The sequence below is a fragment of the Streptomyces sp. NPDC058678 genome, from assembly GCF_042714835.1.
Lineage (GTDB): Bacteria > Actinomycetota > Actinomycetes > Streptomycetales > Streptomycetaceae > Streptomyces.
The window spans coordinates 1-25,400 of sequence record NZ_JBHXSG010000062.1 but is presented as its reverse complement, the minus strand read 5'-3'; the positions used below and the strand labels follow the sequence as shown (position 1 = coordinate 25,400).

General features: G+C 70.8%; 15 protein-coding genes and 2 pseudogenes. 8 read left to right on the top strand and 9 right to left on the bottom strand.

Features of this window, described 5'->3' with window-relative positions:
- From ACFWWR_RS38330 to ACFWWR_RS38300, 7 genes and pseudogenes are all read right to left on the bottom strand, one after another.
- A complete protein-coding gene (locus ACFWWR_RS38330; RefSeq protein ID WP_383868488.1) occupies positions 1-1,494 on the bottom strand; it encodes a hypothetical protein in 1,494 nt (497 codons plus the stop codon).
- The gene (locus ACFWWR_RS38325; RefSeq protein ID WP_384308253.1) at positions 1,487-3,409 is read right to left on the bottom strand and encodes a dynamin family protein; all 1,923 of its coding nucleotides are present in this window, start codon (positions 3,407-3,409) and stop codon (positions 1,487-1,489) included. Before ACFWWR_RS38325 ends, ACFWWR_RS38330 begins: the two co-directional genes overlap by 8 nt.
- Positions 3,372-4,913, bottom strand: a complete 1,542-nt coding sequence (locus ACFWWR_RS38320) for an Hsp70 family protein (RefSeq protein ID WP_383868492.1) — start codon at positions 4,911-4,913, stop codon at positions 3,372-3,374. Before ACFWWR_RS38320 ends, ACFWWR_RS38325 begins: the two co-directional genes overlap by 38 nt.
- Entirely contained in the window at positions 4,910-6,487 is a 1,578-nt protein-coding gene (locus ACFWWR_RS38315) for a dynamin family protein (protein ID WP_383868494.1), read from the bottom strand. Before ACFWWR_RS38315 ends, ACFWWR_RS38320 begins: the two co-directional genes overlap by 4 nt.
- A gap of 45 nt (positions 6,488-6,532) precedes the next feature.
- Positions 6,533-8,557 carry a dynamin family protein gene (locus tag ACFWWR_RS38310; protein ID WP_384308250.1) on the bottom strand — a complete coding sequence of 675 codons (2,025 nt, stop codon included), beginning with the start codon at positions 8,555-8,557 and terminating at the stop codon, positions 6,533-6,535.
- An 800-nt stretch (positions 8,558-9,357) separates the two neighbouring features.
- Positions 9,358-12,492, bottom strand: coding sequence for a CHAT domain-containing protein (locus ACFWWR_RS38305; protein WP_383868498.1), 3,135 nt, complete (start codon positions 12,490-12,492; stop codon positions 9,358-9,360).
- A gap of 204 nt (positions 12,493-12,696) precedes the next feature.
- Positions 12,697-14,198: pseudogene (locus ACFWWR_RS38300) on the bottom strand (IS200/IS605 family accessory protein TnpB-related protein).
- A 292-nt stretch (positions 14,199-14,490) separates the two neighbouring features.
- Here ACFWWR_RS38300 and ACFWWR_RS38295 point away from each other — a divergent pair.
- Positions 14,491-14,829, top strand: coding sequence for a CATRA system-associated protein (locus ACFWWR_RS38295; protein ID WP_383868500.1), 339 nt, complete (start codon positions 14,491-14,493; stop codon positions 14,827-14,829).
- Positions 14,830-14,872: 43 nt separating this feature from the next.
- Complete coding sequence (locus ACFWWR_RS38290) at positions 14,873-16,399, top strand: CATRA conflict system CASPASE/TPR repeat-associated protein (RefSeq protein WP_384308247.1); 1,527 nt, start codon at positions 14,873-14,875, stop codon at positions 16,397-16,399.
- Positions 16,400-17,218: 819 nt separating this feature from the next.
- Here ACFWWR_RS38290 and ACFWWR_RS38285 read toward each other — a convergent pair.
- The gene (locus ACFWWR_RS38285) at positions 17,219-17,653 is read right to left on the bottom strand and encodes a LamG-like jellyroll fold domain-containing protein (RefSeq protein ID WP_384308281.1); all 435 of its coding nucleotides are present in this window, start codon (positions 17,651-17,653) and stop codon (positions 17,219-17,221) included.
- A gap of 517 nt (positions 17,654-18,170) precedes the next feature.
- On the opposite strand from ACFWWR_RS38285, the gene ACFWWR_RS38280 reads away from it, so the two are divergent.
- From ACFWWR_RS38280 to ACFWWR_RS38260, 5 genes are all read left to right on the top strand, one after another.
- Positions 18,171-19,205 carry a LacI family DNA-binding transcriptional regulator gene (locus tag ACFWWR_RS38280; protein ID WP_384308244.1) on the top strand — a complete coding sequence of 345 codons (1,035 nt, stop codon included), beginning with the start codon at positions 18,171-18,173 and terminating at the stop codon, positions 19,203-19,205.
- Positions 19,206-19,390: 185 nt separating this feature from the next.
- Positions 19,391-20,650 (top strand): ABC transporter substrate-binding protein, encoded by a 1,260-nt coding sequence (locus ACFWWR_RS38275; protein WP_383868510.1) that lies wholly within the window; start codon positions 19,391-19,393, stop codon positions 20,648-20,650.
- A gap of 89 nt (positions 20,651-20,739) precedes the next feature.
- The gene (locus tag ACFWWR_RS38270) at positions 20,740-21,666 is read left to right on the top strand and encodes a carbohydrate ABC transporter permease (protein WP_383868512.1); all 927 of its coding nucleotides are present in this window, start codon (positions 20,740-20,742) and stop codon (positions 21,664-21,666) included.
- A gap of 1 nt (position 21,667) precedes the next feature.
- Entirely contained in the window at positions 21,668-22,540 is an 873-nt protein-coding gene (locus ACFWWR_RS38265; protein WP_383868514.1) for a carbohydrate ABC transporter permease, read from the top strand.
- A 68-nt stretch (positions 22,541-22,608) separates the two neighbouring features.
- Positions 22,609-24,072 (top strand): glycoside hydrolase family 32 protein, encoded by a 1,464-nt coding sequence (locus tag ACFWWR_RS38260; RefSeq protein ID WP_384308241.1) that lies wholly within the window; start codon positions 22,609-22,611, stop codon positions 24,070-24,072.
- 313 nt (positions 24,073-24,385) lie between these two features.
- Here ACFWWR_RS38260 and ACFWWR_RS38255 read toward each other — a convergent pair whose 3' ends face one another.
- Positions 24,386-24,742, bottom strand: coding sequence for a MerR family transcriptional regulator (locus ACFWWR_RS38255; protein WP_383868534.1), 357 nt, complete (start codon positions 24,740-24,742; stop codon positions 24,386-24,388).
- Between the two features lie 11 nt (positions 24,743-24,753).
- Between ACFWWR_RS38255 and ACFWWR_RS38250 the strand changes: the two are divergent.
- Positions 24,754-25,298 (top strand): annotated as a pseudogene (locus ACFWWR_RS38250) (SulP family inorganic anion transporter); the annotation flags it as partial.
- Positions 25,299-25,400 lie beyond the last annotated feature (102 nt).

Here is a 25,400-nt window from a genome sequence, read left to right as displayed (position 1 = left end):
TCAGCACACCTCCCCCTTCTGTACGTACTCGCGCAGGTTCAGCTCCCGCAGGACGAGTTCAAGGTCCGCCACACGCTTCTGGAGCCCGCTCCAGTCCGGCTCGTCGGCGTGGTCGCCGTCGGCGGGAGCGGGCGGCGTGGCTTCGGCGCGCCACTGGTCCCGGGCCGCGCGTACGCCGCCGAGCAAGGCCGTGTACGCGTCGTCGGTGCAGCGGGCGAGCCACTCCTCCATGGCGGCCGCGATCCGGTCCGCCTGGTCGCGCGCCGCGGCGGCACGGGCCTTCCCCTGCTCACGATGGTCCAGGGCGAGGAGGAACGAGGTGAGCCCCGCGATGCCGACCGCCTGGACGTTCGCACCCCTGGCCAGGTGCACCACGGTGAGCGTCGCACCGGCGGCGACGGTGGCCGCCGTGTGACGCCGCCGCCCGGGTGGGGGTGTTGCGGGCACGGGCGCCGGTTCGGGTGCGCCGGTGCGCATCGCGTCCGGCGGTTCGGCGAGGAATGCGGCCAGATCCATCCGGAACCGGTCGTGCACCTGCCGTACGGCCCCCTCCCTGTCCACGGCCAGTGCGGTGTCGGCCTGGGCCCGGCCTTGGGCGAGGATTGCCCGCGTCGCCTTGTCGACCCGGTCCAGTGCTGCCCGATCACCGTGCTCATGGGCGCCGAGGACGTCCTGGAGCAGGCTCGTGCGATGGGCCCGCACCAGGGTGTGGGCCGCCCTCACCTCCTGTGCGCACCGCCGTGTCAGAGTGGCGAGGATGTTCGCCCACCGCTCCTCGCCCGCGGCCCGGGCCTCCTTCGCCGCCGCCTGCTGTGCTGCGCGGTGCTGCCGCCGCTGAGCCTGGAGGGCGGCCTCGTGTGCCGCCCGTTCGCCGAGGAGTGCGAGTTGCTCGCCCAGCCTGACCCGGAGGCGACGGCGTGCCGTGGCCTCTCGCGTCATCCTCCCCAGCGCGGCGGCCACTTCGGCGCGGACGTCTTGGCCCTCGTCCGGGGTGCGTCCGGCCGGTACGACCCGGATGGCGGGCAGGATGGTGCGGGCCCGCCGCTGGACGTACGAGAGCACGGCGGGCCGTTCCTCCTCGTCAAGGGTGTCCAGTCGGGTCACGGCGATCAGGATTGGCGCGCCTCCGGTGCGTTCGGCCGTCGCCTCGACGGCCTGTCGCTCGCTCATCCCGAGCGGCGAACCCGCGGCGACGACGACCACGACCACGTCGGCGTCCGGGAACGCGCCCGGGGGTGGGGCGTCGATGATCCGGGCGGGCGTCGTGGCCAGCTGCCGGGCCACGGTGGTCCGGCCGCGCCCGCTCTCCCCGACGACGGCGACCACCTGCACCGCCCCGTCAGCGGCGGCCGCGTCACGGGGAGCGTCATCCAGGCCCGGCCCGTCGTCGGACGGCCCGTGGGCGGCGTGCAGTTCGGCGACCGCGCGGGCCAGCTCTTCCAGGTCGTTCAGGGAGGACGGCACGGCATGGGGGTCGGCGGGTGTGTCATTCATGAGGCTCCCTCGGAACGTCGAGACGCGTCAGGTGGGTACGCACCAGCAGCCGGCGTTGACGAACGGTGGCCATCCCCTTGGCGACCGCGGCACCTTCCTTCCCCATGCGCCGGTACGCTTCGGCCCTGTCACTCAGCAGGTGCGTCACCGTGCCGGTGTGCGCGGCCCGGTACGCCTCCACGAGGTCGCAGATGTACTGCTCCAGCCGCGCGACGGCGACGTCGGTCAGCCGTCGTGCGTCGGCGCGCACCTCCTCGTGCACCGACTCCAGCCAGCCGGCCAGGCTTGTCAGTACTTCCTCCCGGAGCCGATCGAGGCTGGGGAACAGCGGGAACCCGGCGAGCACCAGGGCGGCGCTCTTGCCCAGGAACTCGTTCCCCGCCAGGGCACCGAGGACGGCACTACTGCTGAGTCTCGCCCCGTGGACGCGCCCGCCGGGCGGCGTGCCTGGGGCCTCGATCGGGTTCGGTTCCTGCCCCACGGGGGGCACGGGGACAGGGAGCACGTCCGCGTACTCGGCGGTGAATGCCTCGTCGAGCAGCCGGACGGCCCCGGCAGCGGCGTCGCTCACCTGCCGGCCGATGTCGTCGGTCAGTTGCTCGGACAGGGCCATGACGGCCTTCTCGACAGTGTGTGCGGCGGCACCCAGGCGTGTGGCCAGTTCGGTGCGGGACCGGCAGGCGTATACCGACGTCACGAGGGAGATCGCGGCTTCGCCGAAAGTGGCGTCGCAGGCCATGGCCACGTCCCGGCGAACCGCCTGCGCGGCCTGGGACACCTGGCGGGTCACGGTTCTGACGGGTTCGGCCCGTGGCGACAGGAAGTCGTCCAGTTCGCGCACCGGGCGCGCCGTCAGGTCCGCATACGCCGCTTCCAGGTCCCGGTGACGGCGCGCCAGCGCGTCCTCGACGAGTGCGAGTGCCTCGTCGAGTGAGCTCAGCACGCGCAGGGGTACGCGGGCGGGCCGTTGCTCGATGACAAAGCGGCCGAGGGCCCCTTCCAGCTCCGGGAACCGCTCGTACCAGTGGGCGGCCGCGGTGGTCAGGGACCGGCCGGCGAGCCGCTTGGTGACGCCTGCCGGTGCTGCACCGAGCACGACGGGGTTCCGGATGCTCAGCTTCCGCTCCACGCACGTGCGCACCGCGCGCAGCACCGAGGCGTACTCGTCGTCCCCATCGAGATCGTCCATGCGCGTGATCACGAAGACGCACCGGCCGCGTACCTGCGCCGGAACGGCATCCTGGAGGAACCGCACCAACGAGTCGGTGACGAGGACGTGCGAGGAGACGACGACAACAGCGGCGTCCGCTTCCTCGGCCATCACCTGCTGGGTGACACGGACGTGCTCGGCGACGGGCGAGTTGCTGCCGGGTGTGTCGATCAGGACCGCTCCCTGGTCGAGCAGCGGCGCGCACCCGCTCACGGTCAGCTGGTCGATCCGGTCGCACCAGGGCCCCTCGGAGACCAGTTCCCCCAGCAGGACGGCGCCGTCCGCCGACGGCTCCGCGTCCGGCGCGGTGTTGCGCAGTGAGGACAGCACCTCCGGAGCCAGGGGCCGGCCGTCCAGGGGGACGATGTGGTGTGCGGATCCGTCCAGCCGGAACGAGTAGCCGGGCGTGCCGCGGGAGGCCGTCACCCAGGTGGCCGCGCCAGTCGTGGGTAACGCTCCCGCCGGCAGGAGGCCGCCGCCGAGCAGGGCGTTGATCAGCGTGCTCTTGCCGCTGGAGAACTCGCCGACCACGGCGAGGCGCAGCCGGGTGTCCCGGATCCGGGGGGCCGCCGCGTCGAGCAGGCCCAGCAGCCGCGCCCGCTCCTGTGGCTCGGGAACATGCCGCTCGACCAGGTCCCGGCCACACGCGAGATGGTCCATGGCCCAGTCAGCGAGAGGGGACGTCCCGCTCGTCGTCGCGGTCATCGCCACCTCCTCGCCGCTCGGAGGGCTTCGGGTGCCGAGGGTCCGGCGTACTGCTTCGACGGCCTTGGGTCCAGGGCACAAGTTTGTAGGTGAACTCGGCCCCGGGCGGCAGCGGGTGCACCACGGTCACGAGCCAGTCACCGTCGAAGACGCGCCGCCCCGCCAGGGCGTGGAGCCGGACGATCCGGCCCGCGCGGGGGGCGCACAGGTCATGGAGGGTGTTGTCGGTCAGGCGGACGCGGGCGAGGGCAGCGCCTGCCGGATAGGTGTCGTGCTCGGCGACGAGCCAGCGCTCCAGCCTGGCCTCTCCCTCCGGAATCGGCCATCTCAGCGGGTACTCCAGCTCCGTCGGCGCCTCGCCCGTCGTGCCGTCGCCGAGGGTCAGTCCGGCCCAGCGGGCAGCGCCGTGGACCACCGCGAGCGTCGGGTCGGCGGTTCGGCGCACGGGGAGGCCGAGTTCCTTCTCGACGCACGCGGCGGCCATGGGCAGGCGGGTGCTTCCGCCGACGAGGACGACCGCGGTCACCTGATCGAGGGTGGTCCCCGCCTCGCTGACGAGGGCCCGGCAGCAGGCGACGGTCCCGGCCAGTACAGGCATGGCGATGTCATGGAGGCGGTCGCGGGACGCCCACTGTGTGGGCATGTCGAGGGCGATCTCGGCGGCGGCCCGCTCGGCGGTGCTCAGGCGGTGCTTGAGGGTGACGGCGGCATCCGCGGTGCGCCTGTCGAGGCGGTGGCGGATGTTTTCGCGTGCGGGATCGGCGGTGAGCCATCGGTCGGCGGCGGGGCGGAGGTCCGCCATGAGGGCGGCGTCGATGTCCCGTCCGCCGTGGCCGGTCAGGAGACTGTGCTGGCCGAGGATCTCGTGGGTACGGTCGCCGACGCGGACCAGGGCGGCGTCGAAGGTCCCGCCGCCGAAGTCGTACACAAGAACCAGGTCGCCCGGTTGCCAGTCGGCGCCCAGGGTGGGGGCGTAGGCCGCCGCGACCGGTTCCGGTAACAGGTCCACGTCGTCGAAGCCCGCGTCACGGCCTGCCTCGACCATGGCGTCGCGGCGGGCGCGCATGGTCTCGGCGGGCACGGTAAGCAGGACACGCTCCGGTACGGGACCGAGCTCGGCGGCGACCTCACGGATGTGCGCCAGCACCGCTGTGACGAGCGCCTTCACCGGGAAGGAGGAGCGGCCGAAGGGAACGGGAACGGCGCTGCCGATGTCGGGCTTGAACTCTGTGCGGTAGAGAGCCGGATCGTCGCCTCGGCGTTCGTAGGCCTGCCAGCCCACCAGGAAGGTGTCCTGATCGAGGAGGACCGCGGTGGGCATCCAGTCGTGCCGTGTGATGCCGTCGGCGTGCTTGAGCAGGTGCTGTTGCCCGTTCGCGGAGACGAGGACGGCCGACGAGCTGGTGGTCCCCAGATCGACGACGAGGACGGGGCTCCGGCCACTCGTGCCGACGGCGGTGGCACCGGCCGGGGCGGCGGGGGTGGCGGCGGTCGGATCGGTCATGTGAGTTCCTCCCCCAGCAGGATCCGTGCCTGCCGCACTCGGTCGTACAGCTGCGCGTACCGGCGTTCCAGCACCGGTGCCACCTGCCGGAGTCCGGGGGTGGTCACCATGCTCGAGCGGCGCCAGTGCGCGACGCGTTCCAGGGCGGCCCGCTCGAGCCGGGCGAGTGACGGTGGAGTTGACGAGTGGGGGAAGCCGAGCCGGTCGGCCACCGATGTGCCCCGTTCACCCACGGCTCGCTCCAGTTCCTCGCCGGCGGCGTCGGGGATGTCGAGGCGCCTCTCGTACCACTGCTGCAGCAGCCGCAGCTCCACGAACGCCGGCTCGTCGTGTTCCCAGTCGGTGACCATGCGCAGGGCGTCGCCGATGCGGGCGCGGACGCGCGGGTCCTCGGCGGGTGCCTGACGCGTGCGGAGGTCGCGGGCCGCGTCGACGATACGGCCGAGTTTGATCAGTTCGCTGCGCTCTCCGAAGTGCGACAGCAGGGTCCGCCTCAGGTGTTCCATGCCGCTGGCGGCCTCCAGGGCCTGGCCCAGTTCCGCGGGCGTGTCCGCGCCTTCGCGGACGAGCCGGCTCGCCAGGAACACGCCGTACTGGCTCAGGCGCGCCACCAGCGCACCACGTCGCTCGGGCGGCAGGGGCAGATCGTCGTACTGGCGTGTCGCGAAGCCCCTGCGGTCGTCCAGTCGTGCCCTCAGCAGTGCCTCGGGGGTGCGGGAGAGGATGGCGAGGTCGGCGACCTCCTCTTCGGTCAGGCCGGCCGCGCCTTCGGAGAGTTTGCTGCAGACCGGGATGACATCGTGGAGGAGCCGCCTCGTACCGGGATCCGCCATGATGCGCCGGGCGTGGTCTCGTCCCAGCGCGAGGACGTCGTCGCGGGGATCGTCGACCTCCCCGGGCCACAGCAGTTCGACCTTGGTCAGTACGCCGATCGCGGTGATCGGAGTGAGCGACGGTGACGTGCCGTCCGCGCCCCGGAAGCGGGTCAGCAGGTCGGCGTCCTGTCCCGCCAGCGCGGTGTTGAGTACGGCGATCACCGCGTCCGAACGCCGGAGTTGGCCGGCCGTCGACCGGGCCACCGCATCGGGGGTCACGCCCAGCGCACGCATGGCCGCGGCGGTGTCGGCCGTGTACCGGGAGCCGAACCCGGGTGTGTCCACCAGTTCGAACGCGCCGAGGTGCGGGAAGGGGCCGCGAATCTCCACATGGTCCAGGCCCTCCGGCTCCGCCCCGTCGGCGTCACGCGCGGTGAGCAGGTGCAGGTCCGACAGCGGCCGTGACTCGGGCCCCGTCCCGCCGCTGAACCGCACGGTCAGGGAGGGGGTCGGGGCGTGCCGCAGTACGCACACGGTGAAAGTCACGGGGTTGATTCCCGTGACCAGCAGCTCATCACCGATCAGGGCGTTGACCAGCGTTGACTTGCCCGAGCTGACCCGCCCGGCCACAGCCACGCGCAACGGCGCGTGCAGCGCTTCGTGAGCGCCCAGAAGGGCCACCCGTACGGGCTGTGCCGCTGGGCCGTCGGGCAACGACCGAAGCGCCCGGTCCAGTGTTTCCGTCCGGCTCGATGCCATGCTTCCCCCTCTGCCCTGCCCCTCTGCCCCTCGGTGCGCGGTGGGTCAGCCCTGGAGGGCCCCCGTCGCGTCCGCGACCTCGGCGATCGAGATGCGCAGCGCGTGGAGATTGGCACGGCGGTCGGTCAGCTCCTGGCGGTTGCGCACCGCGTCCTGGCCCACGGCAGCGAGCGCGGTCTCGATCTCGGCCAGGGTCGCCTCGTGCTCGGCCTGCTGACGGGCGGCCAGCCTCTCCATGCCGACGGCGGCCGTACGTGCGCACGCACCGACGATCTCGCCGAGGCTCTCGTGCAGGAACGTGCGTTGTTCCTCCTCGCAGGAAGCGAGTGCCCGGTCCAGTGTGTGGACCCTGTCGGTCACGTCCTTCTTGCGTTCGAGTCGCAGCCGCCCGGCGAACGCCACGGTGGCGCCCACGGCGGCGCCGATCCTCGCGCCGATCAGGGCGCCGGGCGACACTCCGGGCCACGAGCCGGGCCGGGCATCGTCCTTCAGCAGTGCAGAGCCGTACGCCATGACGCCTTGTGCCGCTCCGCCGATGGGGCCTTGGGGCAATGCCCTGCCCAGCGCCTGGCTGAAAACGATGTCGCCGACGCGTTCACCGATCAGCGCGCCGGTGCGGGCTCCTTCCACCGAGGCGGCGAGCGCCTTGACGAGAAACTCCGCGCTGTCGTCCCCGTCCGGCCGCGCCAGCGTGCTCGGGTCGGGCAGCGGAGGCAGGGCGGGCAACGAGGCCGGCGTCAGGGGAGAGGAGGCGAGTCCGATCCGGTCGGCCGCCCTCGCGTGGATTTCCGTTGTTCCGGCGCGTGCGCGTTCGCCGAGATCGGCGATCAGCAGCGCGAGTCGGCGGGCCAGCTGGTCCAGCACCAGCTGCGGGTCGTCCAGCAGCTCGGGCCGGGCTCGGTAGGACTCGCGTACCCCTCGCCACAGTTCGGCCAGTACCGACGTCGCGTGTGTGCACAAGTCAGCGTTCAGTGCTTCCAGTTCGGCTTCCAGAGCGCTCTTCCAGGCATCCGTCGCGGTGCGGTCCGCCGCCTTGGCGCGGTGCTGCCTTGCGGCAGCCACGAGTCGCTCGCGCTCGGCCTCGTCCTCGGCGTCCAGCACTGCCAGCGCGTGCTCGGCGGGTGCGAGGAGCGTCCGCGTGACTGAGTCCAACTCGTTGAGGGCCGTGCTCAGCCGTAACCGCGCCCTGGAGAGCGTGACCGATGTACGCAGCTGGCGCTCCAGCTCGCCGAAGTTGCTGAGCTCCAGACGCTCCGGCTCGCCGTCCTGAAGGTGGAGCAGACGGTGCCGGGAGGAGACGCCGACGATGACGATGCCGTCGGCGTCGAAGCCGGGGACTGCCTGCAGCCGGGAGCGCAGCTCGTCCACCACCGTGTCCGGGTCCTCCACCCGGTCCGTCTTGGTGACCGCGAAGACGAGCCGGGCGGGGCAGCCTCGGACGTCCAGCGCCCGTGCGGCGTCCTCGATGAAGGCGATGCCCGAGGCAGGCACCTCTTGCTGAGCGTCGATGACGTACAACACGGCATCCGCCGAGGAGAGGACACCGACGGCTGCGGCGGTGTGCCCGCGGTGGACTCCGCCGATGCCAGGTGTGTCCACGACCACCAGACCCTGGGCGAGTACGGGGTTGGGCAGGGTGACGGAGATGGCGGTGGCCCGGTCGGCGTCCGGCGAGGCGGCCCCGTCCGTGACGTGCGTTTCGGAGGCGTAGGCGGCGATCTCGGTCCGTGCGATGTGCCGCTCTTCGGCCGGGCGGCCCGGCCGCTCCGCCAGGGAGACCACGACGGTCTCCTCCGGACCGAATCGGGCCGTCGTGACGAGCCGGGTGGAGACGTACGAGTGCACCGGAAAGAGGCCGGGCTCTCGCAGATAGGCGTTGAGCAACGAGGACTTGCCGTGGCCGAACTCGCCCATGACGACGAGCGTGAAGCGCTCGTCGCGCAGCGGGCGCTCAGCCGCGTCGAGCCGCTCGACTGCGACGCCCGCGCCGGCTTGTTGCGCCAACGAGGACGCGGTCATGAACAACGTCAGGGCCCGATGCTTCAGTTCGTCGTAGGTAGCCGCAAGCATGGCGCAAGATCCCCCCAGCAGGCCGGTCGCGGCGGTTCCCCAACCACCGTCCGTAGCGACACCATTGCATTGTGTCAGAGGCGAAGTGCGCCAAACAGGGAAACCGGAGCATTCCTGTCCCGGCTCGATTGGCCACGTTCTGACGCAGCCGGCCACCCAGCCGTCACGGCAACACCGTTGCGGCACTGGTGTCCTGTGCCGGCAATGGCGAACTCGAGTGTCCAGCTTGTCGATGGCGGGGGTGAACTTGGCGAGGTAGTCGGCGAGTGAGTTGAGGATCTCGTCTGCTGACCCCGGCTCGGCGAGGCATCGGAGCAACCCGGCAGGGCGCTCTCCTGCCAAAAGGCCACGGCACCACCGGAATTGGTCGTCCCGGAACCGGCCGTTCCAGCCACCGGCCGCCGGTGAGCTGGCTGAAGGGAGTCGGGATGACAGCCTCACCCATGGCGTCCCTGACTACTCAGCGACGGTGCCGGGCGGCGATGGCGGGAGCAAGGTGCGGCAAGTTCTGCAGGCCGGGCTGTCGGCAGGGTGTTTCGGCTTCGGACCAGGAGCCGTGGTCCTCAGCCTGCGCCTTCCCGTTGACGCGGGAGGGTCCTGTCCGGGGCACCGCCCCCGCACCCGCCTTCAGTCGGAACCCGCTCGCCCCGCCGTCTTACCGAGACGTGGTCGGGCGAACAGCCACCAGGCGAGTGTGAACGCTTCGTGCATGACCGCTCGTCGTTGGCCAGGGGGATGCGTAACCATGGCGTAGTTGTCGTCGCCGGCCTGAGCCTGCTCGACGCTCCGGACCTGTCGTCTCATGGGCCGATGTGGACGTGCGCCCAGTGGTCGGACAGCCATGGTGAGTGCTCGCGTGCTTGGAGCACCGCGGTGTGGAGGGCCTGAGCGCAGGCGTGGAACTCCGGTGCGCCATGTGCTCCTTGTGGCAGCGACTCATAGAAGCCTTCCGTCATCGTGGTGTCGTCCTTGATGGGCCACAGCGTTCCCACGACATGAGTGAAACCCGCCAGGTGGAACGCGCCGGACAGGTGCACGGCCTCGTCGGCCAGGCCCGGGCTGGAGACGGTGGTGGCGCACGCGGAGAGATATGCGAACCGCACCCGGGCCAGGTTCAGACGGGAGATGTCCCGCACGGCCAGCTTGTCCGTCAGCATCAGGTGACCGTCGGCGGGCCGCTCGGCGTCGGCCGTGGCGTGACAGGCGAAGTGGGCGGCGCCGTGGTGTGGGAGGTGTTCCAGTACCGAGGCGGCGGACGCGTCCGAGTCCTTGAGTTGCGTCGTGGGAAACAGAGCGGACAGGAACTCCGCCTCGCGCTGTGCGGAGGGGAGTGGTGCCGCGCGAGGTGTCGTCGGCATGGCCACTACCAGCATGCGGTTCCCGCCGTCAGTGGACAGCCGTTCGATACGGCGAGCCTCAATGAGGGCCCGTACGGTCGGAGTGTAGGAGCTGACCACGCGGTCCACGACGGAGCGGGGGTCATCCGAGTCCGGGTCCTGCCGGTATCCGGCGGCGTGCACGGGGAGGTGGCACAGCGCGCCGCCGGGAATCCACCACAGCCGCGGCCACACCCCGGTCTCCGCGGGCCGGGGAAGGTCGAGCGTGTCCAGCACGGGCCCTGCGACGGCGTCCCACAGCCAGCGCAACGTGGCGGTCACGGACGCCTCCGCGTTCTCCGGTGACGGGTCGTCGGCCGCTTCGACGAGGCGGATGATCTGCTCGATCAACTGCTGCCGGGTCACGAGGGGCAACGGGGTGGATCTGATCCCTTGTGAGGTGATGATCAGAGCGTCGCTGCGGTATCTGGAGGCGTTGAGCATCACCAGCGGCCCCTGCTCGGCGGCGGCCATCAGTTCCTCTGGTGCCGCGGGCTGGAGGAACCGCCGTGCCCATGGGTGGGGCAGGCGTCTGATGTCCGTCATCAGGGCCTCCCATTCCGCCTCGGCGCGCACCGCCGCATCTTGCGCTGCCTGTCCTTGGGCTGCGATCGGCTGGGTGAGGGCGTGCCATCGGGCCGCGAGGTCGGGTGCGTCGCGGCGCAGGTCCTCGGTGTCGGCTCGAGTGTCGAGGGCGCGGTTCAGCAGCAGGCCGCGCCCCGCTTCCAGCAGCCGGACCGCGCGCTGCGCGTCGCCGCAGTGCAGGGAGCAGGCCGCGGCGTCGGCGGCGAGTCCGAACCGCTCGTCCAGCGCGGTGTGGGCGTCGGCATGGTCCACGCCCAGGGCGGCCATACGTGGCAGCAGGTCGATGGCCTGCGCGAAGGCGTCGACTGCCCGTGCCCAGTTTCCCGCCTCCGCCTCACACCGGCCGAGGTAGTCGGCGGCGCGGATCCGCCACGGCACCGGGGCCCCCGAAACCCGCGTCGCTTCCCGGAACGCGTCCGCTGCCGCTGCGAGGTCGTCGGGGCCGCCCGTACGCTCGTGGCGTCGGCTGAGGTGGTTGCCGAGATTCACGAAGAACATCGCGGTGGCAGGGTGACCGGCCGCACGGGCGGCGTCGGCTGCGCGCCGGGCCGTGACGACCGCCTCGTCCAGCGCCTCGTCGTCACCGGCACAGCGGGACCGCAAGGACAGCGCGTTGGCAAGAGTGCCTAGCCGTCCGACGAAGTCCGGATCCTCCTCGGACGTGGTTCCCAGGGCCCGGCGAGCCAAGTCGACGGCCTCATGGGCGACGGCCGGGGCCCGCGGGCCCACTTTGTCGTTGCCGTCGTGCCTGTCCAGGGAAGTCTGCAGGGCGCTGCTCAGGTTGGACAGCAGCGCAAGATGGTCGGCGCCGTCGCCGAACGGCGCCTCCAGCGCACGGCGATGCCACTCGATCGACTCCTCGATGTCCGCGCGGTCACCGCTCCACTCGAAGCGGGCACCCAGAAGCCGCGCCAGGGTACTCATCTCAGACGCTTCTACGGAGTCGCCGGACAGGTCAACAGCGGCACGCTGCAGTTCGACGGCCTCGTCGATGTCCCGCCGGTCCGGCCGGTATTCGAAACGCCGTTCCAGCGCGGCGGCCAGAGCGCTCATCCTCTCGCCCATCTCTCCCGGCCCCTCCTGTGGCTGGTCGAGCGCACGACGCCGCATCGAGACAACTCGCTCGATGTCCTCTGGATCACCGGTCCCTTCGAAGCGGCTCAGCAGCGCGCGGGACAGAAGGACTTCGGGCGCGCCGCCGTCGGCGTCCGCAGTGCCGGCCAACTCCTGCTCCAGCAGGCCCAATGCCTCATCGAGGTCCTCCGGGCGCGCGAAGCGGTCGTGGCGGTCCAGCAGTGCGGTGGCCAACTGGGCGCGGCAGAACCGGGAGTCGGCGCCGGAAGGCGGTGACAGGGTGAGAGCGGACCGTGCCGCCTGCACGGCCTCGTCGGCGGACTCCCTACGTCCGTCCAGCAGGAAGACGATGCCGGCAGCCATGGCGCAGCCGAGCCAGCACTCCGTGGCGAAACCGGACTGTTGACGGGGTCCGCTCGTCACGGCGGCGAGTGCGAACAGGCCGGCGGCCCTGCGGGCACGGTCCGGGTCCCGCCCGACGAAGAAGGCGTCCATCTCCGCTTCCGCCATGCCCGACCATCGAGGTGGCCCGCCAGCGAGCTCACAGGGCGCGAACCGCGTCCCGAGGAAGGGCAGCCACTCGCGAAACCCGCCCGGCACCAGTTTGGGAGCGTGGGCGTACAGAGGAGCAAGCAGATAAACCGCCTGCCGCACCTCGTGCCGGCGCGGCGGCCCCTCGGGCAGGGCTCCCGCCCGCAACCAGTGGAACCCGCCCACGATGGCCAGTACCTCATGGTCGCGGGCGAGGCTGTCGCCCGCCGACCTCACGAGTTCGCCCGCGTCACGTTCCAGCCCGGGATCGAACCACCCGGCGGAGCCGCCGGCCCGCGGGTGGCGCAACGCCCCGTCAAGTCGCGCGAGCAAACGCGCGCGACGGCGCGCACCACCGGTGAACAGCATGCTGGTTTCCCCCCACGGCAGTGGCCAGGAACCGAAGGCGACCCGTGTCGAAGCCGGGGGCGCGACGTCCGCGGTGAGGTGCTCCGGTAACGCGTTCGGGACCTGCCTCGGTTCCGCGCTCCCTCTCTGCCGCCCAGCCCCGTCATTGCCACCCCCGGCGGTCCTTCCCATAATGGGGGCCCACCGTGAGGAAAGGCACCGTTCCTAAAGACTGAGCGGGAGTGAGTCCTGTTGCCAGGTCTCATGCTCGGCCGAACGCCCCGGACGGTGTTGGGCGTTCTGGTTGCCCGCGTTCGCTGCGCGTCCGGGCGGCACGGATCGTGTCCGTGGTCCGGGGATGCGGGGGCGGGTTCCCTCACGCGCAGGAACACGCCTACCGGCCTGGACGGTCCGATGCCCCACCGCATCACTCCGGTGCGGTGGGGGCGGTGCTCTCCGTCGCCGGATCGGGTGTCCCTGGGCGCGCCTTCCGATCGCCACGGCAGCAGCATCATGGCGAGTGGTGGTGCGGGTCGTGCTGGTGAGGGGTTTCTGCCAGTGCTGGGCGCCCCAGCGGCTGGTGTAGGCCGGGTCGACGGCGATGACCGCGGTCCTCGACCGCGATCGCCTTCACACCACAGGTGTGGGCCCAGTGCAGGAGGCGGGTGAGGGCGTGGCGGACCTGGGCGTCACGGTGGGGTGCGGTGCCGGTCAGGTCGTAGAAGAAGCGGCGCGGGCTGCCGGTGGTTGCCGTGGATGTCGAGGCGCCAGGCGCCCAGGTGGTCGGCGTTCATGTCGACGCCGATCACACCGTGCGTGAGCGCGGCCTCCAATGGGAGGGTGGGGGTGGGCGGAATCTGCCAGGAGGCGGTCAGGTACCAGCGGTTCCGGCCGGTGTCGTAGTGGATGCGGTAGGCGATGGCCCGGTCGGCCGCGACGCGGTCCGCCCACTCGCCGACCCGGTGTGCGAACGTGACCCGGCAGGCGAGGATGTGGCGGCCGTGTGGGGCGTTGGCCAGATGGGTGAGCGGTGCGGGGAGTTTGATGCTCGCCTCGCCGCCGGGGCTGATGCGGATGGTCTCGTTGCCGTAGTGCTTGCCGGACTTGCCGTCCGCCTGGCAGAACCAGCGCTCCGCCTCCCAACGCCCGCGCCACGCGGACTCGGTCAGCTGGGCGGCGTCCAGGTGGTGCCGGGTGCGAGCCAAAGCCTTGCCGCCGCGTACGACGTGGACGAGGCCGGCCTCGCGGTCGGCCCGCGCGGCAGTCAGCCGGTCCTGAAGTACCCGCAGGCGCCTTGACTTCGCATGCCACTCCCGCGCCGACCGGTAACCCCCGGCCGCCTTCTTCGTCCCCTTCTGCCCGACCGGCAGGGACAGCCGGTGCTCGATGGTACGGACGCCGGCTTCCAGGTTCTGGATGTGTGCGAGCTGGCAGCGGCGGGCCAGCGCCCACTGGTCGTGCGTGGCTTTGGTGATGCTGCCAGCCCACCGTGACGACGACAGCGCAGTCAGCTCCCGCTTACGCACCGCCCACGTCTCACCGGAATGCTCCAGGCCGTCCCGGCAACGCGCCTTGAGGTCCTTCGAAGCCAGCGATCCCAGATGCGCGCCCACCAGACGCAGCACCCTCTCATCGCCGGGCGTCAGGTGCTTGAGACGGGTCCGCACGGCCACACCACCAGGACCGGACACGACGAACGGCTCCGCCACACTCCTCAGCCCACCCACCCCGTCCCACCCGAAGAACCCTGTCGCCATGACAAACGAGCACCCCCCAGGAAGGTCACGCATTCGATGAAAGAACGTCAGTTCACCACCGAGAACCGAGCCCACGGCCGAGGCGCGACACGACACAGACCACCCACGCTCACTCCCACGCACCAGAACACCTTTGAACGCACTCCAACGGCAACAGCTCAAACCCCCTGCGGACGGAGTGGGGCTTTGCGGGAACCGGCGCCCTCAGTGAGACGTCCCGTCCTGCATCGGAACAGACCAAAGCTTTGACACAGGGGGGCGCGTGGCAAGCCGCGACATCCAACGGCTCATCAACCTGCTCGACGACGCGGAGGACTGGTCGCTCGAGGACGCACAATGGCAGCGCTTCGGTGCGGTCCTGTCCGCCCTCGCCGCCACGGACCCCATCGCCGACGAGCAGGCGGTGCGCGCGGCGCGCCGGGAACTGGAACTCCTGGCGCCGCGGCGGGCCAACTCTCAGCCCGGCGGGGTCCCCATGCCGCCCGAACAGCAGGAACAACGCACCCCGCTGCTCCACTCCCTCACCCTCGACCTCGACGGCCCTTCCGGTGTGGAGCAGGACCCAGGACGAGATGCCGCCTCCCAGGGCGCACAGGAATGACCACGACACGCCTACGGCTCACCGCCGACCGCGGAGGGGTGGGGTGAACGCGCGGGTCACCAAACCGGCGCTCGTCGTCCTGTGCTTCGTACCCGCCGCAGCCCAGACGGCGCCCGCGGCCCACCGCTACCTGGCCGGACTGTGGCAGGCGTGTCGGCAGCTGGGCATGACCGCCCCGCTGACCGGCCTGCCCGCCCCGGCTCTCGTCCTGCCCGAGGTCCCCGCCCACAGCGTGGATTTCCGTGTCCTGGCTGCCGCGACCCGCCCGGCCCCGGGCCAGATCCACTCCGTGTACGTCTTCGCGCACCACGACGTGGCCGGCCTCGTGGCCCTGCTCGCCCCCAACACGGCCGACGCTTCGCTGGACGAGTGGGCAGACCTGTTCACCGACTGGAACCGTGCGGTGAGCGCCGTAGGCAACCCGCCCGCGGCGGGCGTGCTCGGCGAGTACCTGGTGTTCGAAGCCCTCTACCGGCGCGGCTTTCCCGGTGGAACCCGCCGTCTGTGCGCTGCCGTACGCGACCACGCCCCAGTCACCGGCGGTGGCTCCTGGTGGCAGGGGTTCGACCGCACCGAGGACGGCTTCTCCCTGTGGACGACCGACGCAAGTGCCCCGGCTGCCGCCCGCCGCGCCCACTACGTGCTGGCCCCCGAGAGCCTGGAGGAGCGCCTCGACGCGTGGGTGTGGGCCGTCGACGGATTCCACGGGCTCCGCCCGCTGGCCCGCTACCTGTCGCACGCGGCCCGGCTTCGCTACGCCGCGGAGCGACACATGGCCCTGGGCTCGGTCCACACCTCCATCGAGGCCGGAGACCGCCAGGCCCAGGAACTGCTGCGTCACCTGCGGACAGCCGACACCGACACGGAAGTGCCCCTGGGACGAGTCCTGCGCGCCGCCGCACTGTTGGACCGCTCCCGGCTGGAACCCGGCGGATCGCTGTGGACCAGCACCCGGCTGCGCCAACTCGCCCGCACCCTCACCGGCATCTCAGCCAACATCCGCAGCACCGCCCCCGCTGCCGTCCGCCGTGGTGCCGGCGGCTCCATGGCCGACCAGGACCTGGCCGTGGCCGAGAGGGTCCTGGCCCAAGTGGAGGACGACCTGGTCCACCTCGACGCCGCCAGGGAGCGCACCGACGCCGTGCGCGCTCTGGCCACCTCCACCGTGGACCGGGCGATGCAGACGCGTGGCAGCAGACTCTCCCTGCTGCAGACCTCCGCGCTCGGCGGTGTCGTCATGGCTCTCACGGCCATCCAAGCGTTCGGCTACCGCGTGCCGTTGACCCCGCGGTTGCAGGCTCCCGTGATCGCCGTCCTGACCGCCCTTGCTGTGGCCCTGCCCCTCGGCGTCCTACGTTGGGCCGGGCTCACCCCGCGGTACTCGCCGTACCGCTGGGCGGACACCCCGGCCGCTGCCTGCCTGGGTGCGAGCGCAGGTTGGCTGGGTGTCACTGCCGCCTACCATCCCCACGTCGTCCCCGGGGCCGTACTGGCCTGCACCGTGGTCGGCGGCGCCGTCGCTGTCGCGTCCGCCACTTGGCTGCTGAGTCGTCGGCACCGACCAGAATGACCACTCCCGAGGAGTGCGGGCGAGGCTGACGGCCTTGACTGCGGTGGTGAGGCTTCTCGGGGGTGCTGGGCCGTGTCCCCCAACCGGCAGGTAGGGCCCTGCGTCGTCATGGCCGCACTCGGCATGGGGTACGGCCTCTGTCATCGTGCCCTCAGTGGGGACAACTCGCCAGGCCACAAGGGGGGGCGAGAAGTAACCTCAACCGGTCACATGCCGGCGACGTCCCCGCCCCTCCTAAGCACCGAGTCGAGCGCGCCCACCACGGCGTTGTGCCGCCTCGCGCGCGCCGCCCGGTCCGCCGGCACCAGCCGCGCGGCGGCTTGCACGGCGTAGGCGTCCGGGTCGCCGAAGGCGGTCTGCGGGTGCTCTCCCGTATCCGTGCAGTGCGCCGTGACCTCCTTGCTTCAGCCGTCCGCCGTCGAGTTCCACGGTCCCTCCATGGGCACTCTTGCGTACGTCCGGGTCGAGGCTGGAGCGGCTGCGGTCGATGGAGAAACGCCGCTCGTTCGTGTCGTAGGAGAGCAGTGTCTGAAGTACACGGGCGCGTGCGGCTCGTTCATCCGGTGCCAGGGCGGCAGCATGTGGAACTGGGGTCGGTGTGCCGGTCGCCGTCGAAGCGGGCGCGGTTCGGGTCAGGTCCGGGCGGGGCACGCGACGGCCGGGAAGAGCCGCGATCCTCTCGGCGTGTTCCTGCTGTGCCGTCGAGTCGTCCAGGGTGCCGGGGCGGATCACGAGGCTGTCCATCAGGCCCATGTACGTGTTGGCGTGGAACTCGCCGTTCAGCAGGGTGGGCCGGTTGTTGCGGCCGATCAACAGGGGCTAGCCGGAGGCCAGTTGGGGGGCCCTGTCGGGGGTGGGGGCGGTGCCTGTCGGCCGGCCGTCGCGGTACAGGCGCAGTTCATGGGCGGCCGGGTCGTAGGTGGCCGCGACATGGGTCCACCTGCCCTTCGTGGCGGGCTGGTCCGCGGCACCCTTGACCTCGATCAGGTCGGCGCCGAAGCCGAGTTGGAAGACGATCTGCCCGAAGCGGCGCAGGCCGAGCAGGAAGCCGGTCTTCGCGTCCGGGTCATGCTGGTTGATCAGCGCCTGGGGCTTGCCGTCGATTCCGTGCTCGTAGGCGTAGGGGGCGATCCACACGTCGAGGGTGATGCCGTCGGCGGGGTCGAGCTTGCCGGGGGCCCGGGGCGGTGACGACGGTGGAGTAGCCGTCGAAGTAGAGCGCCCGGCCGCCCACCCCTCGGCGCCGTACGGGATCGCTGTCGGGCTTGTAGCGGGCGTCGTTGAAGACGTAGTCGACGGGGTCGGCCGTGCCGGAGACCGCCTCGCGGGTGACCGTGCCGGCGCGCTCGTCGAAGTCCCAGCGGGCGGAGGGGCGTTGTGGCCCGCGCTGTTCCTCGGCGGCGGCGGCGGAAGCGGGAGCGGAAGCGAACGAGAGCGGTACGACGGCGCCGCCGATGGCGGCGGACACGACGCTGAGGGCTGTTCTTCTCCTCATGGGCCGGCTCATGGGCTGGCTCCCAGGGGTGCGCGGCAGGTTTGACGCCCTGCCAAATCGGTTTAAGTGATGGGTCGGCATCGTTCGCGCGCCGCTCCTGCTAACGCAAGAGCTAATGCACACCGATTTACCTGGGCGTTACCTTGAGGTCTCACAAAACGGCTCATAGTGTCACCGTTTCCCTTTCGGTATATCCGGAGTGTTGACATCAGGCCACGTGCGCATCAGTCTCGTCGCAACTTGCTAATCCGATTTAACAACGGAGCTGAGCAGCGGATGTCTGAGCGTCGTGTGACCATGGCCGATGTCGCCCGCAAAGCGGGCGTCTCGCCGACGACCGCGTCGTTCGCTCTGTCCGGCCGCACCGACATGCGCATCTCCGACGCCTCCCGCCAGAAGGTGCTGGACGCCGCCCGGGAGCTGGGCTACCGCCCGAACGTCACCGCACGCAGCCTGCGGACCAAGTCGACACAGACCATCGGCTTCGTTTCGGACCGGATCACCACGACACCGTTCGCGGGCGATGTGATCCGCGGTGCGATGGAGGCCGCCGGGGAGCGGGACAACCTGTTGTTCATCACGGAGGCGGGCGGCGACCGCGCCGCTGAGGCGTCGCTGGTCCACGCGCTGCTGGACCGCCAGGTCGACGCGGTGATCTACGCGTCCATGTTCACCCGGTACGTGACACCGCCCAAGGAACTGTTCGGGCGCCGGGTGGTGCTGCTGAACTGCCTGGCCCCCGGCTTCGACGCGCCGTCCGTCGTCCCCGACGAGCTCGAGGCCGGCCGGGACGCGGCCCGTGCCCTGCTCGCGGCCGGCCACACCGACGGCATCTGGGCGATCGGCGGCCACCAGGCCATCCCCGCCACACCCGAGGGGATCATCGCCGGGAACGAGCGCATGCGCGGCCTGGAGGAGGTCCTACGGGAGGGTGGCGCCCGCCTGGACGGTGTCGTCGAGTGCGACTGGGACACGCCGGACGGCTACCGGGAGGTCTCCGCCCTGCTCGCGGCGGGCCACAGCCCACGGGCGCTGGTGTGCCTGGCCGACCGGGTCTCCTTCGGCGCCTACCAGGCGCTCGGCGAGGCGGGTCTGTCGGTGCCCGGCGACGTGTCGGTGATCTCCTTCGACGACCAGGACATCGCGTCCGTGCTGCGCCCGGCGCTCACCACGCTGAAACTGCCGCACTACCGACTCGGCCGCCTCGCCGTGGAGCTGATCCTCGGCGACGGGCCGCTCGAAGCCGCCGTACACCGTGTGCCCATGCCGCTGCAGGACCGCGCCTCCATCGGCGGCCCCGCCAAGGGCTGAGACCGGCACCCGAAAACGGTTGTCCCGCCGCCCGGAGCGCAGACCCTGAGCGGCGGGACGACCACCAAGAACAGCGACCGTCGCAACCGGTCGCCCAGGCGGGTCTTGCAGGACCCGCCTCAGTGAGATGGAGGAACCTCGTGGTGTTCAGAACCAGGCGCCTCGCAGTAGCGAGTGTAGCCGTCGTGGCGGCGACCGCGCTGGTCGCCGGATGCGCGACCGGCAGCGGCGGCAGCACGTCCGGAGCCGACGGCGACACGCTGACACTGTGGACGCACAACGCCGGCAACTCGGCCGAGCTCGACGTCGTCAAGAAGATCATCAAGGACTTCAACGGCTCGCAGAGCAAGTACAAGGTCAAGCTGCAGGCGTTCCCGCAGAGCGACTACAACAACTCCGTCGTGGCAGCGGCTTCCGCCAAGAAGCTCCCCTGCCTGCTCGACGTGGACGGCCCCAACGTGCCGAACTGGGCCTGGGGCGGCTACCTGTCCCCGATCGACGTCGCCGGCAGCGAGGTCCCGCTGTCCGACCAGCTGCCCAGCACCGTCGGCCGCTACAAGGACAAGGTCTACGCGTTCGGCTTCTACGACGTCGCTCTGACCTTCTTCGCCCGCAAGTCGGTGCTGAACGAGTACGGCATCCGCGTCCCGACCATCGACAAGCCCTGGACGAAGGCCGAGTTCGACTCCGCACTGGCCAAGCTGAAGAAGAGCGGAAAGTTCCAGTACCCGCTGGAGATGGGCACCGGCGGCAGCGGCGAGTGGTGGCCCTACGCCTACTCCCCGCAACTGCAGAGCTTCGGCGGCGACCTGATCGACCGGGACGGCTACAAGACCGCCTCGGGCACCCTCGACGGCAAGAGCTCCGTCACGTGGGCGACCTGGTTCCGCTCCCTGGTGGCCAAGGACTACATGGCGAAGAAGTCCGGAGCCGACCCCAACAAGGACTTCCTGGCCGGCAAGAGCGCCATCCAGTGGGACGGCAGCTGGAACGCGGCCAAGAACGCCGACAAGCTCGGCGACGACCTGGCCGTCATCCCGCCGGTCGACTTCGGCAACGGACCCAAGATCGGCGGCGCATCCTGGCAGTGGGCGATGAGCTCCACCTGCTCCAACAAGGCCGGCGCCCAGGCATGGCTGGAGTTCTCCCGCCAGACCAAGTACTTCGTCGACTACGCCAAGACCACCAGCACCATCCCGGCCACCGACGCCGCCGCGAAGCAGGTCGCCGACTACCAGCCCGGCGGGAAGCTCAACGTCTTCGTCCAGTTCGCCCGCGAGTTCGCGGAGGTACGCCCGGTCACCCCGGCCTACCCCTACATCTCCACCGAGTTCCAGAAGGCGGCCCAGGACATCCTGGCCGGCGCCGACCCCAAGAACGCGCTCGGCCAGGCCGCGAAGGACATCGACACCAACCTGAAGACGAACAACTACTACGCCGGCTGACCCACCCGCCCCGGTCCGGTTCAGGCCCCGACCGCGCCTTCCCGCGTGCCCGAACCGGACCGGTTTCCCCTGGAGCTACCGTGACCACCATGATCGCAGCCCTCGGCCGGCTGCGTCCGGTCCGGCGAACCCGAACGACGCAAGCCCGTCGCCGTGAGAGCCTCGCCGCCCTCGGCATGGCCACCCCGGCCGTCGTGCTGCTGGTCGTCTTCCTCGTCGTACCGGTCGCCCTCGCCTTCGCCCTGGCGTTCACCGACGCGAGGCTCATCTCGCCCACCCCGGCCCGCTTCGTGGGCCTGCGCAACTTCACCCTGCTCTTCGAAGACCCGGTCTTCTACAAGTCCCTGCGCAACACCGCGTACTTCGCCGCCGTCGTCGTCCCCCTCCAGGCCGGGCTCGCCCTGGTGCTGGCGCTGCTGGTCAACGCGAAGGTGCGCGGCATCAACTTCTTCCGCACCGTCTACTTCCTGCCGGTCGTCACCTCGATGGTCGTCGTGTCCCTGCTGTGGACCTTCCTCTACCGGCAGGACGGCCTGGTCAACCACGTGATCTCGGCGCTCACCCTGGGGCACGTCGACGGCCCGGACTGGCTGGGCGACCCGGCCACGGCCATGCCCGCCATCATCCTGATGTCGGTCTGGCAGGGCGTCGGCTTCCACATGATCATCTGGCTGGCCGGTCTGCAGACCATCCCCGCCGAGCTGTACGAGGCCGCTGACCTGGACGGTGCGAGCCGCTGGGACCGCTTCCGCCATGTCACCTGGCCCGGGCTGAGTGCCACCCGCACGTTCGTGCTGGTCACCATCACCATCGCGGCGTTCAGCCTCTTCACCCAGATCAGGGTGATGACGCAGGGCGGCCCCCTCGACTCCACCACCACCGTCGTCTACCAGGCGGTGCACACCGGCTACGACCAGCAGCAGACCGCGTACGCGGCGGCGATCTCGCTGGTCTTCTTCGTGCTCGTGCTGAGCGTGTCCGGCGTCCAGCGATTCCTGACCCGGGAGAGGGACTGACATGACCTCCGTCCTCAAACACCTCGGCGGTCACGCCGGCCGAGTCGTCCTGGCCCTGGTCTTCGCGCTCCCGCTCGTCTTCATGCTGGTCTCCTCGTTCAAGCCGGACGACCAGATCTTCGGCGACCTCGGCTCCCTGCGCGCCTTCCTGCCGGTCGGCGCCCTGTCGCTGGACAACTACAGCAGCGTGTTCGAGCGCGTCCCGGCGGCACGGTTCCTGCTGAACTCCGTGCTGATCTCTACGATCACCGTGGTGCTCGGCATCATCGTCAACAGCCTGGCCGCCTTCGCCCTGTCCCGGATGCGCTGGCCCGGCCGCAAGCTCGTCCTGACCGCCGTCATCGCCACCCTCATCGTGCCGTTCGAGACCTTCGCCCTGCCGCTGGTGTGGTGGGTCAACCAACTGCCGCTGCTCCGCGTCAACGGCTTCCACCTGGAGTGGACCACCGGCTGGATGGACACCTACCAGGTCCAGATCGTGCCGTTCGTCGCCAACGCCTTCTCGATCTTCTTCTTCCACCAGTACTTCCAGAGCATCCCGAAGGAACTGGACGAGGCGGCGATCGTGGACGGCGCCGGCTGGTTCACCATCTACCGCCGCATCGTCATGCCGCTGTCCGGCCCGGCCGTCGCCACCGTCGCCATCCTGACCTTCCTCCCCGCCTGGAACTCCTACCTGTGGCCGCTCATGGTCGTCCAGACCGAGGAGCTGCGGCCGGTGATGGTGGGCATCTCCTACTTCTTCCAGCTAAACGTGGGCTGGGGCCAGATCATGGCGTACTCATCCATGATCACCGTGCCGATCCTGGCCCTGTTCGTGGCGTTCCAGCGGTCGTTCGTCAACAGCATCGCCTCCACCGGCGTCAAGGGCTGACCCCACATCCCCACCCGTTCCTGGCTCTTGACCCTCCTGTGCTCCGCGCACCCCGAGAAAGGCCCCGTGTGTCCACGCCGCCCGCCGACCCCCACCTGCCCGCCGTACATCTGCGACCGCCTCGCAACTGGATCAACGACCCCAACGGGCTCGTCTTCCACGACGGCCACTACCACGTGTTCTTCCAGTACAACCCGTACGGCCCGCAGCACGCGAACGTCCACTGGGGCCACTTCCGCAGCCCCGACCTGATCACCTGGGAAGAGCTCCCGGTCGCGCTCGCCCCCACCCCCGGCGGCGACGACGCCGACGGCTGCTTCTCCGGCAACGCGATCTCCGTCGACGGCCGACTGGTGGCCTTCTACTCCGCCAACCGCACCGGCCGCTGGTGGCAGCCGGTCACCACCGCCGAGTCCTACGACGGCGGCCACACCTGGGCCAAGCGGCCCGAACTCCTCATCCCGCAGCCGCCCGCCGACGCCACCATGTACCGCGACCCCTATGTCTGGCGGCAGGACGGCGGCTGGCGGATGCTCGTCGGCTCCGCCTTCGCCGACGGCCGCGGGGCAGCACTGCTCTACGAGTCCGACGACCTGGAGAACTGGGCCCATCGCGGCCCCTTCCACGTCAGCAGCCCCGCCACCACGACCGCCCCGGTCGGCTGGGAGTGCCCCCAGTACGCGACCTTCGGCGACCGGGCCGTCCTGATCGTCAGCGACTGGACCCCGCAGGGCGGCCCCAGCCATACGACTGTTCACACCGGCCACGAGCAGGGCGGCCGCTTCACGGCGAGCGCGCCACCGGTACCGCTGGACCACGGCCCGGACTTCTACGCCCCCGCCCTGCTGAAGGCGCCCGAGGAAGACCGCTGGCTGCTCTGGGGCTGGGCCTGGGAAGCCCGCGACGCCGACTGGGTGAACGAGGCCGGCTGGGCAGGCGTCCTCACCCTTCCCCGCGAGGTGACCCTCGCCGCCGACGGCACGGTCGTCCAACGTCCCGCCCGCGAGCTGCTCGCCCTGCGCGGCGAACGCGTACTGCACCGCACCGGACACATCACCGAGTCCGGGACGGCCGAACTCGGCCAGGTCAGCCGCACCTTCGACCTCACCGCCGTCCTGACCCCCGACACCACGGGCACCAGCGGCCTGCGCCTGGTCACTTCCGCTGACGGCAGCGAGTACCTCGACATCACTCTCGATCCCACCGCCGGCCGGATCACCGTCGATCGCAGCCACGCGTCAACGGACGCACGGGCACGAGCAGGCGCCTACGCCCTCCCGTACCCGGCCGCCGAGGCCCCCGGCACACCGGTCGAACTGCGCGTCATGGTCGACCGCTCGATCGCCGAGATCTATCTCGCGGGCGGCCAAGTGCTCACCCTCAGGTTCTATCCGCTCGCCGACGGCCCGTGGCGGCTCCAGGCCCACGCCACCGGCACCGGCCGCGGCGACTTCACTGTCGAGGCATGGGACCTCACCCCGGCCGGGCTCGTCCAAGAATCGCTGCTGGCAGGCCACCGGCAGGACGCGTAGCGCCAAGGGCGGAACGCCGCGGGACCGTCGGCCACCGAGGTGCCACGGCGGCCAGGGGCTGCACGGGCACCAGCGGCGCGCCGGATGCCGTAGCTCTGCTCGGCGGTTGGCCGGGGAGCAGCAGGAGAGGTCGTCCGAAGCAGGGCGGGCGGCGTCAGCGAGTGAACCCTCGCGGGCGCCGCCCGCCACGCGGCGTCACAGCTCGCTCGTGTACCGGACCCATGCGCGGAGCGCGACAGCCCCGCGTCGCCGGGGCCGGCGGCCTCTTGGGAGCCCGGCGTGCGCTGCGCGGGGCCGGCTGTCGGCCGGTGATTCAGGCCGAGGCGTCCTGCTCGTGGCGGGCGGTCCCGAGCCGGGCGCGGAGGGTGGCGGCGAAGTCTTCGGCGCGGGCCAGTTGGACGCGGAGGTCCTCGATCTTCTGGGCGGCGGCCTGCTCGTAGGCCCTGATCCGCTTCAGGAGTGCTTCACGCTCGTCGATGTCGGCCGGCTCGCCGGAGTCGACGCGGTCGGTGGCGTCCAGGAGGTCGCGCATCTCGTCCAGGGTGAAGCCGAGGGGCTTCATGCGGCGGATGACCATGAGGCGGGCGATGTCTGCCTCGGTGTAGAGGCGGAAGCCGCCCTGGGAGCGGGCGAAGGGGATGACCAGACCGGTCTCCTCGTAGTGCCGGATGGTCCTTCACGATGGCTGTGACCATCTCCGTGGTCGGCGGTCGCCGCGCGATGATCTCGGCGGCGACCGGCGCCGTCGCCCTGGTCATCGGACCGCTGAACCGTGAGCACGGCCTGGGCTACCTGGTCGCCGCCGTCATCCTGGCGGGCGTCATCCAGATCGTTCTCGGCGCTCTCGGCGTGGCCAAGCTGATGCGGTTCGTCCCGCGCTCGGTGATGGTCGGCTTCGTCAACGCCCTCGCCATCCTGATCTTCATGGCGCAGGTGCCGGAGATGCACGACGTGCTCTGGCCCGTCTATCCGCTGATCATCGGCGGTCTCGCGCTGATGGTGTCCTTCCCGAAGATCACCACGGTGATCCCGGTGCCGCTCGTCGCCATCGTCATCACCGTCGCCGCCGGGATCGCCGTGCCGACCGTGGGCGACAAGGGCGCCCTGCCGTCCTCCCTGCCGACACCCGGCCTGCCCGACGTGCCGTTCACCATGGACACCCTGACCACCATCGCCCCTACGCCTTCGCGATGGCGCTGGTCGGCCTGATGGAGTCATTGTTGACTTTCTCCTCCTCGTGAACGAGGGGGATTCCTACGGCTCGCGCCGTGGGGTTTTCTGCTTCGTCGCCGACTGCCCGCCCGGAGAACTCCGTTGAGGTCTTACAC

Bases quoted from the DNA above. Each gene is read 5' to 3' on its own strand.
- ACFWWR_RS38330 (WP_383868488.1), bottom strand. From the start codon at position 1,494: ATGAATGACACACCCGCCGACCCCCATGCCGTGCCGTCCTCCCTGAAC.
- ACFWWR_RS38325 (WP_384308253.1), bottom strand. From the start codon at position 3,409: ATGACCGCGACGACGAGCGGGACGTCCCCTCTCGCTGACTGGGCCATG.
- ACFWWR_RS38320 (WP_383868492.1), bottom strand. From the start codon at position 4,913: ATGACCGATCCGACCGCCGCCACCCCCGCCGCCCCGGCCGGTGCCACC.
- ACFWWR_RS38315 (WP_383868494.1), bottom strand. From the start codon at position 6,487: ATGGCATCGAGCCGGACGGAAACACTGGACCGGGCGCTTCGGTCGTTG.
- ACFWWR_RS38310 (WP_384308250.1), bottom strand. From the start codon at position 8,557: ATGCTTGCGGCTACCTACGACGAACTGAAGCATCGGGCCCTGACGTTG.
- ACFWWR_RS38305 (WP_383868498.1), bottom strand. From the start codon at position 12,492: ATGCTGTTCACCGGTGGTGCGCGCCGTCGCGCGCGTTTGCTCGCGCGA.
- ACFWWR_RS38280 (WP_384308244.1), top strand. From the start codon at position 18,171: ATGTCTGAGCGTCGTGTGACCATGGCCGATGTCGCCCGCAAAGCGGGC.
- ACFWWR_RS38270 (WP_383868512.1), top strand. From the start codon at position 20,740: ATGATCGCAGCCCTCGGCCGGCTGCGTCCGGTCCGGCGAACCCGAACG.
- ACFWWR_RS38265 (WP_383868514.1), top strand. From the start codon at position 21,668: ATGACCTCCGTCCTCAAACACCTCGGCGGTCACGCCGGCCGAGTCGTC.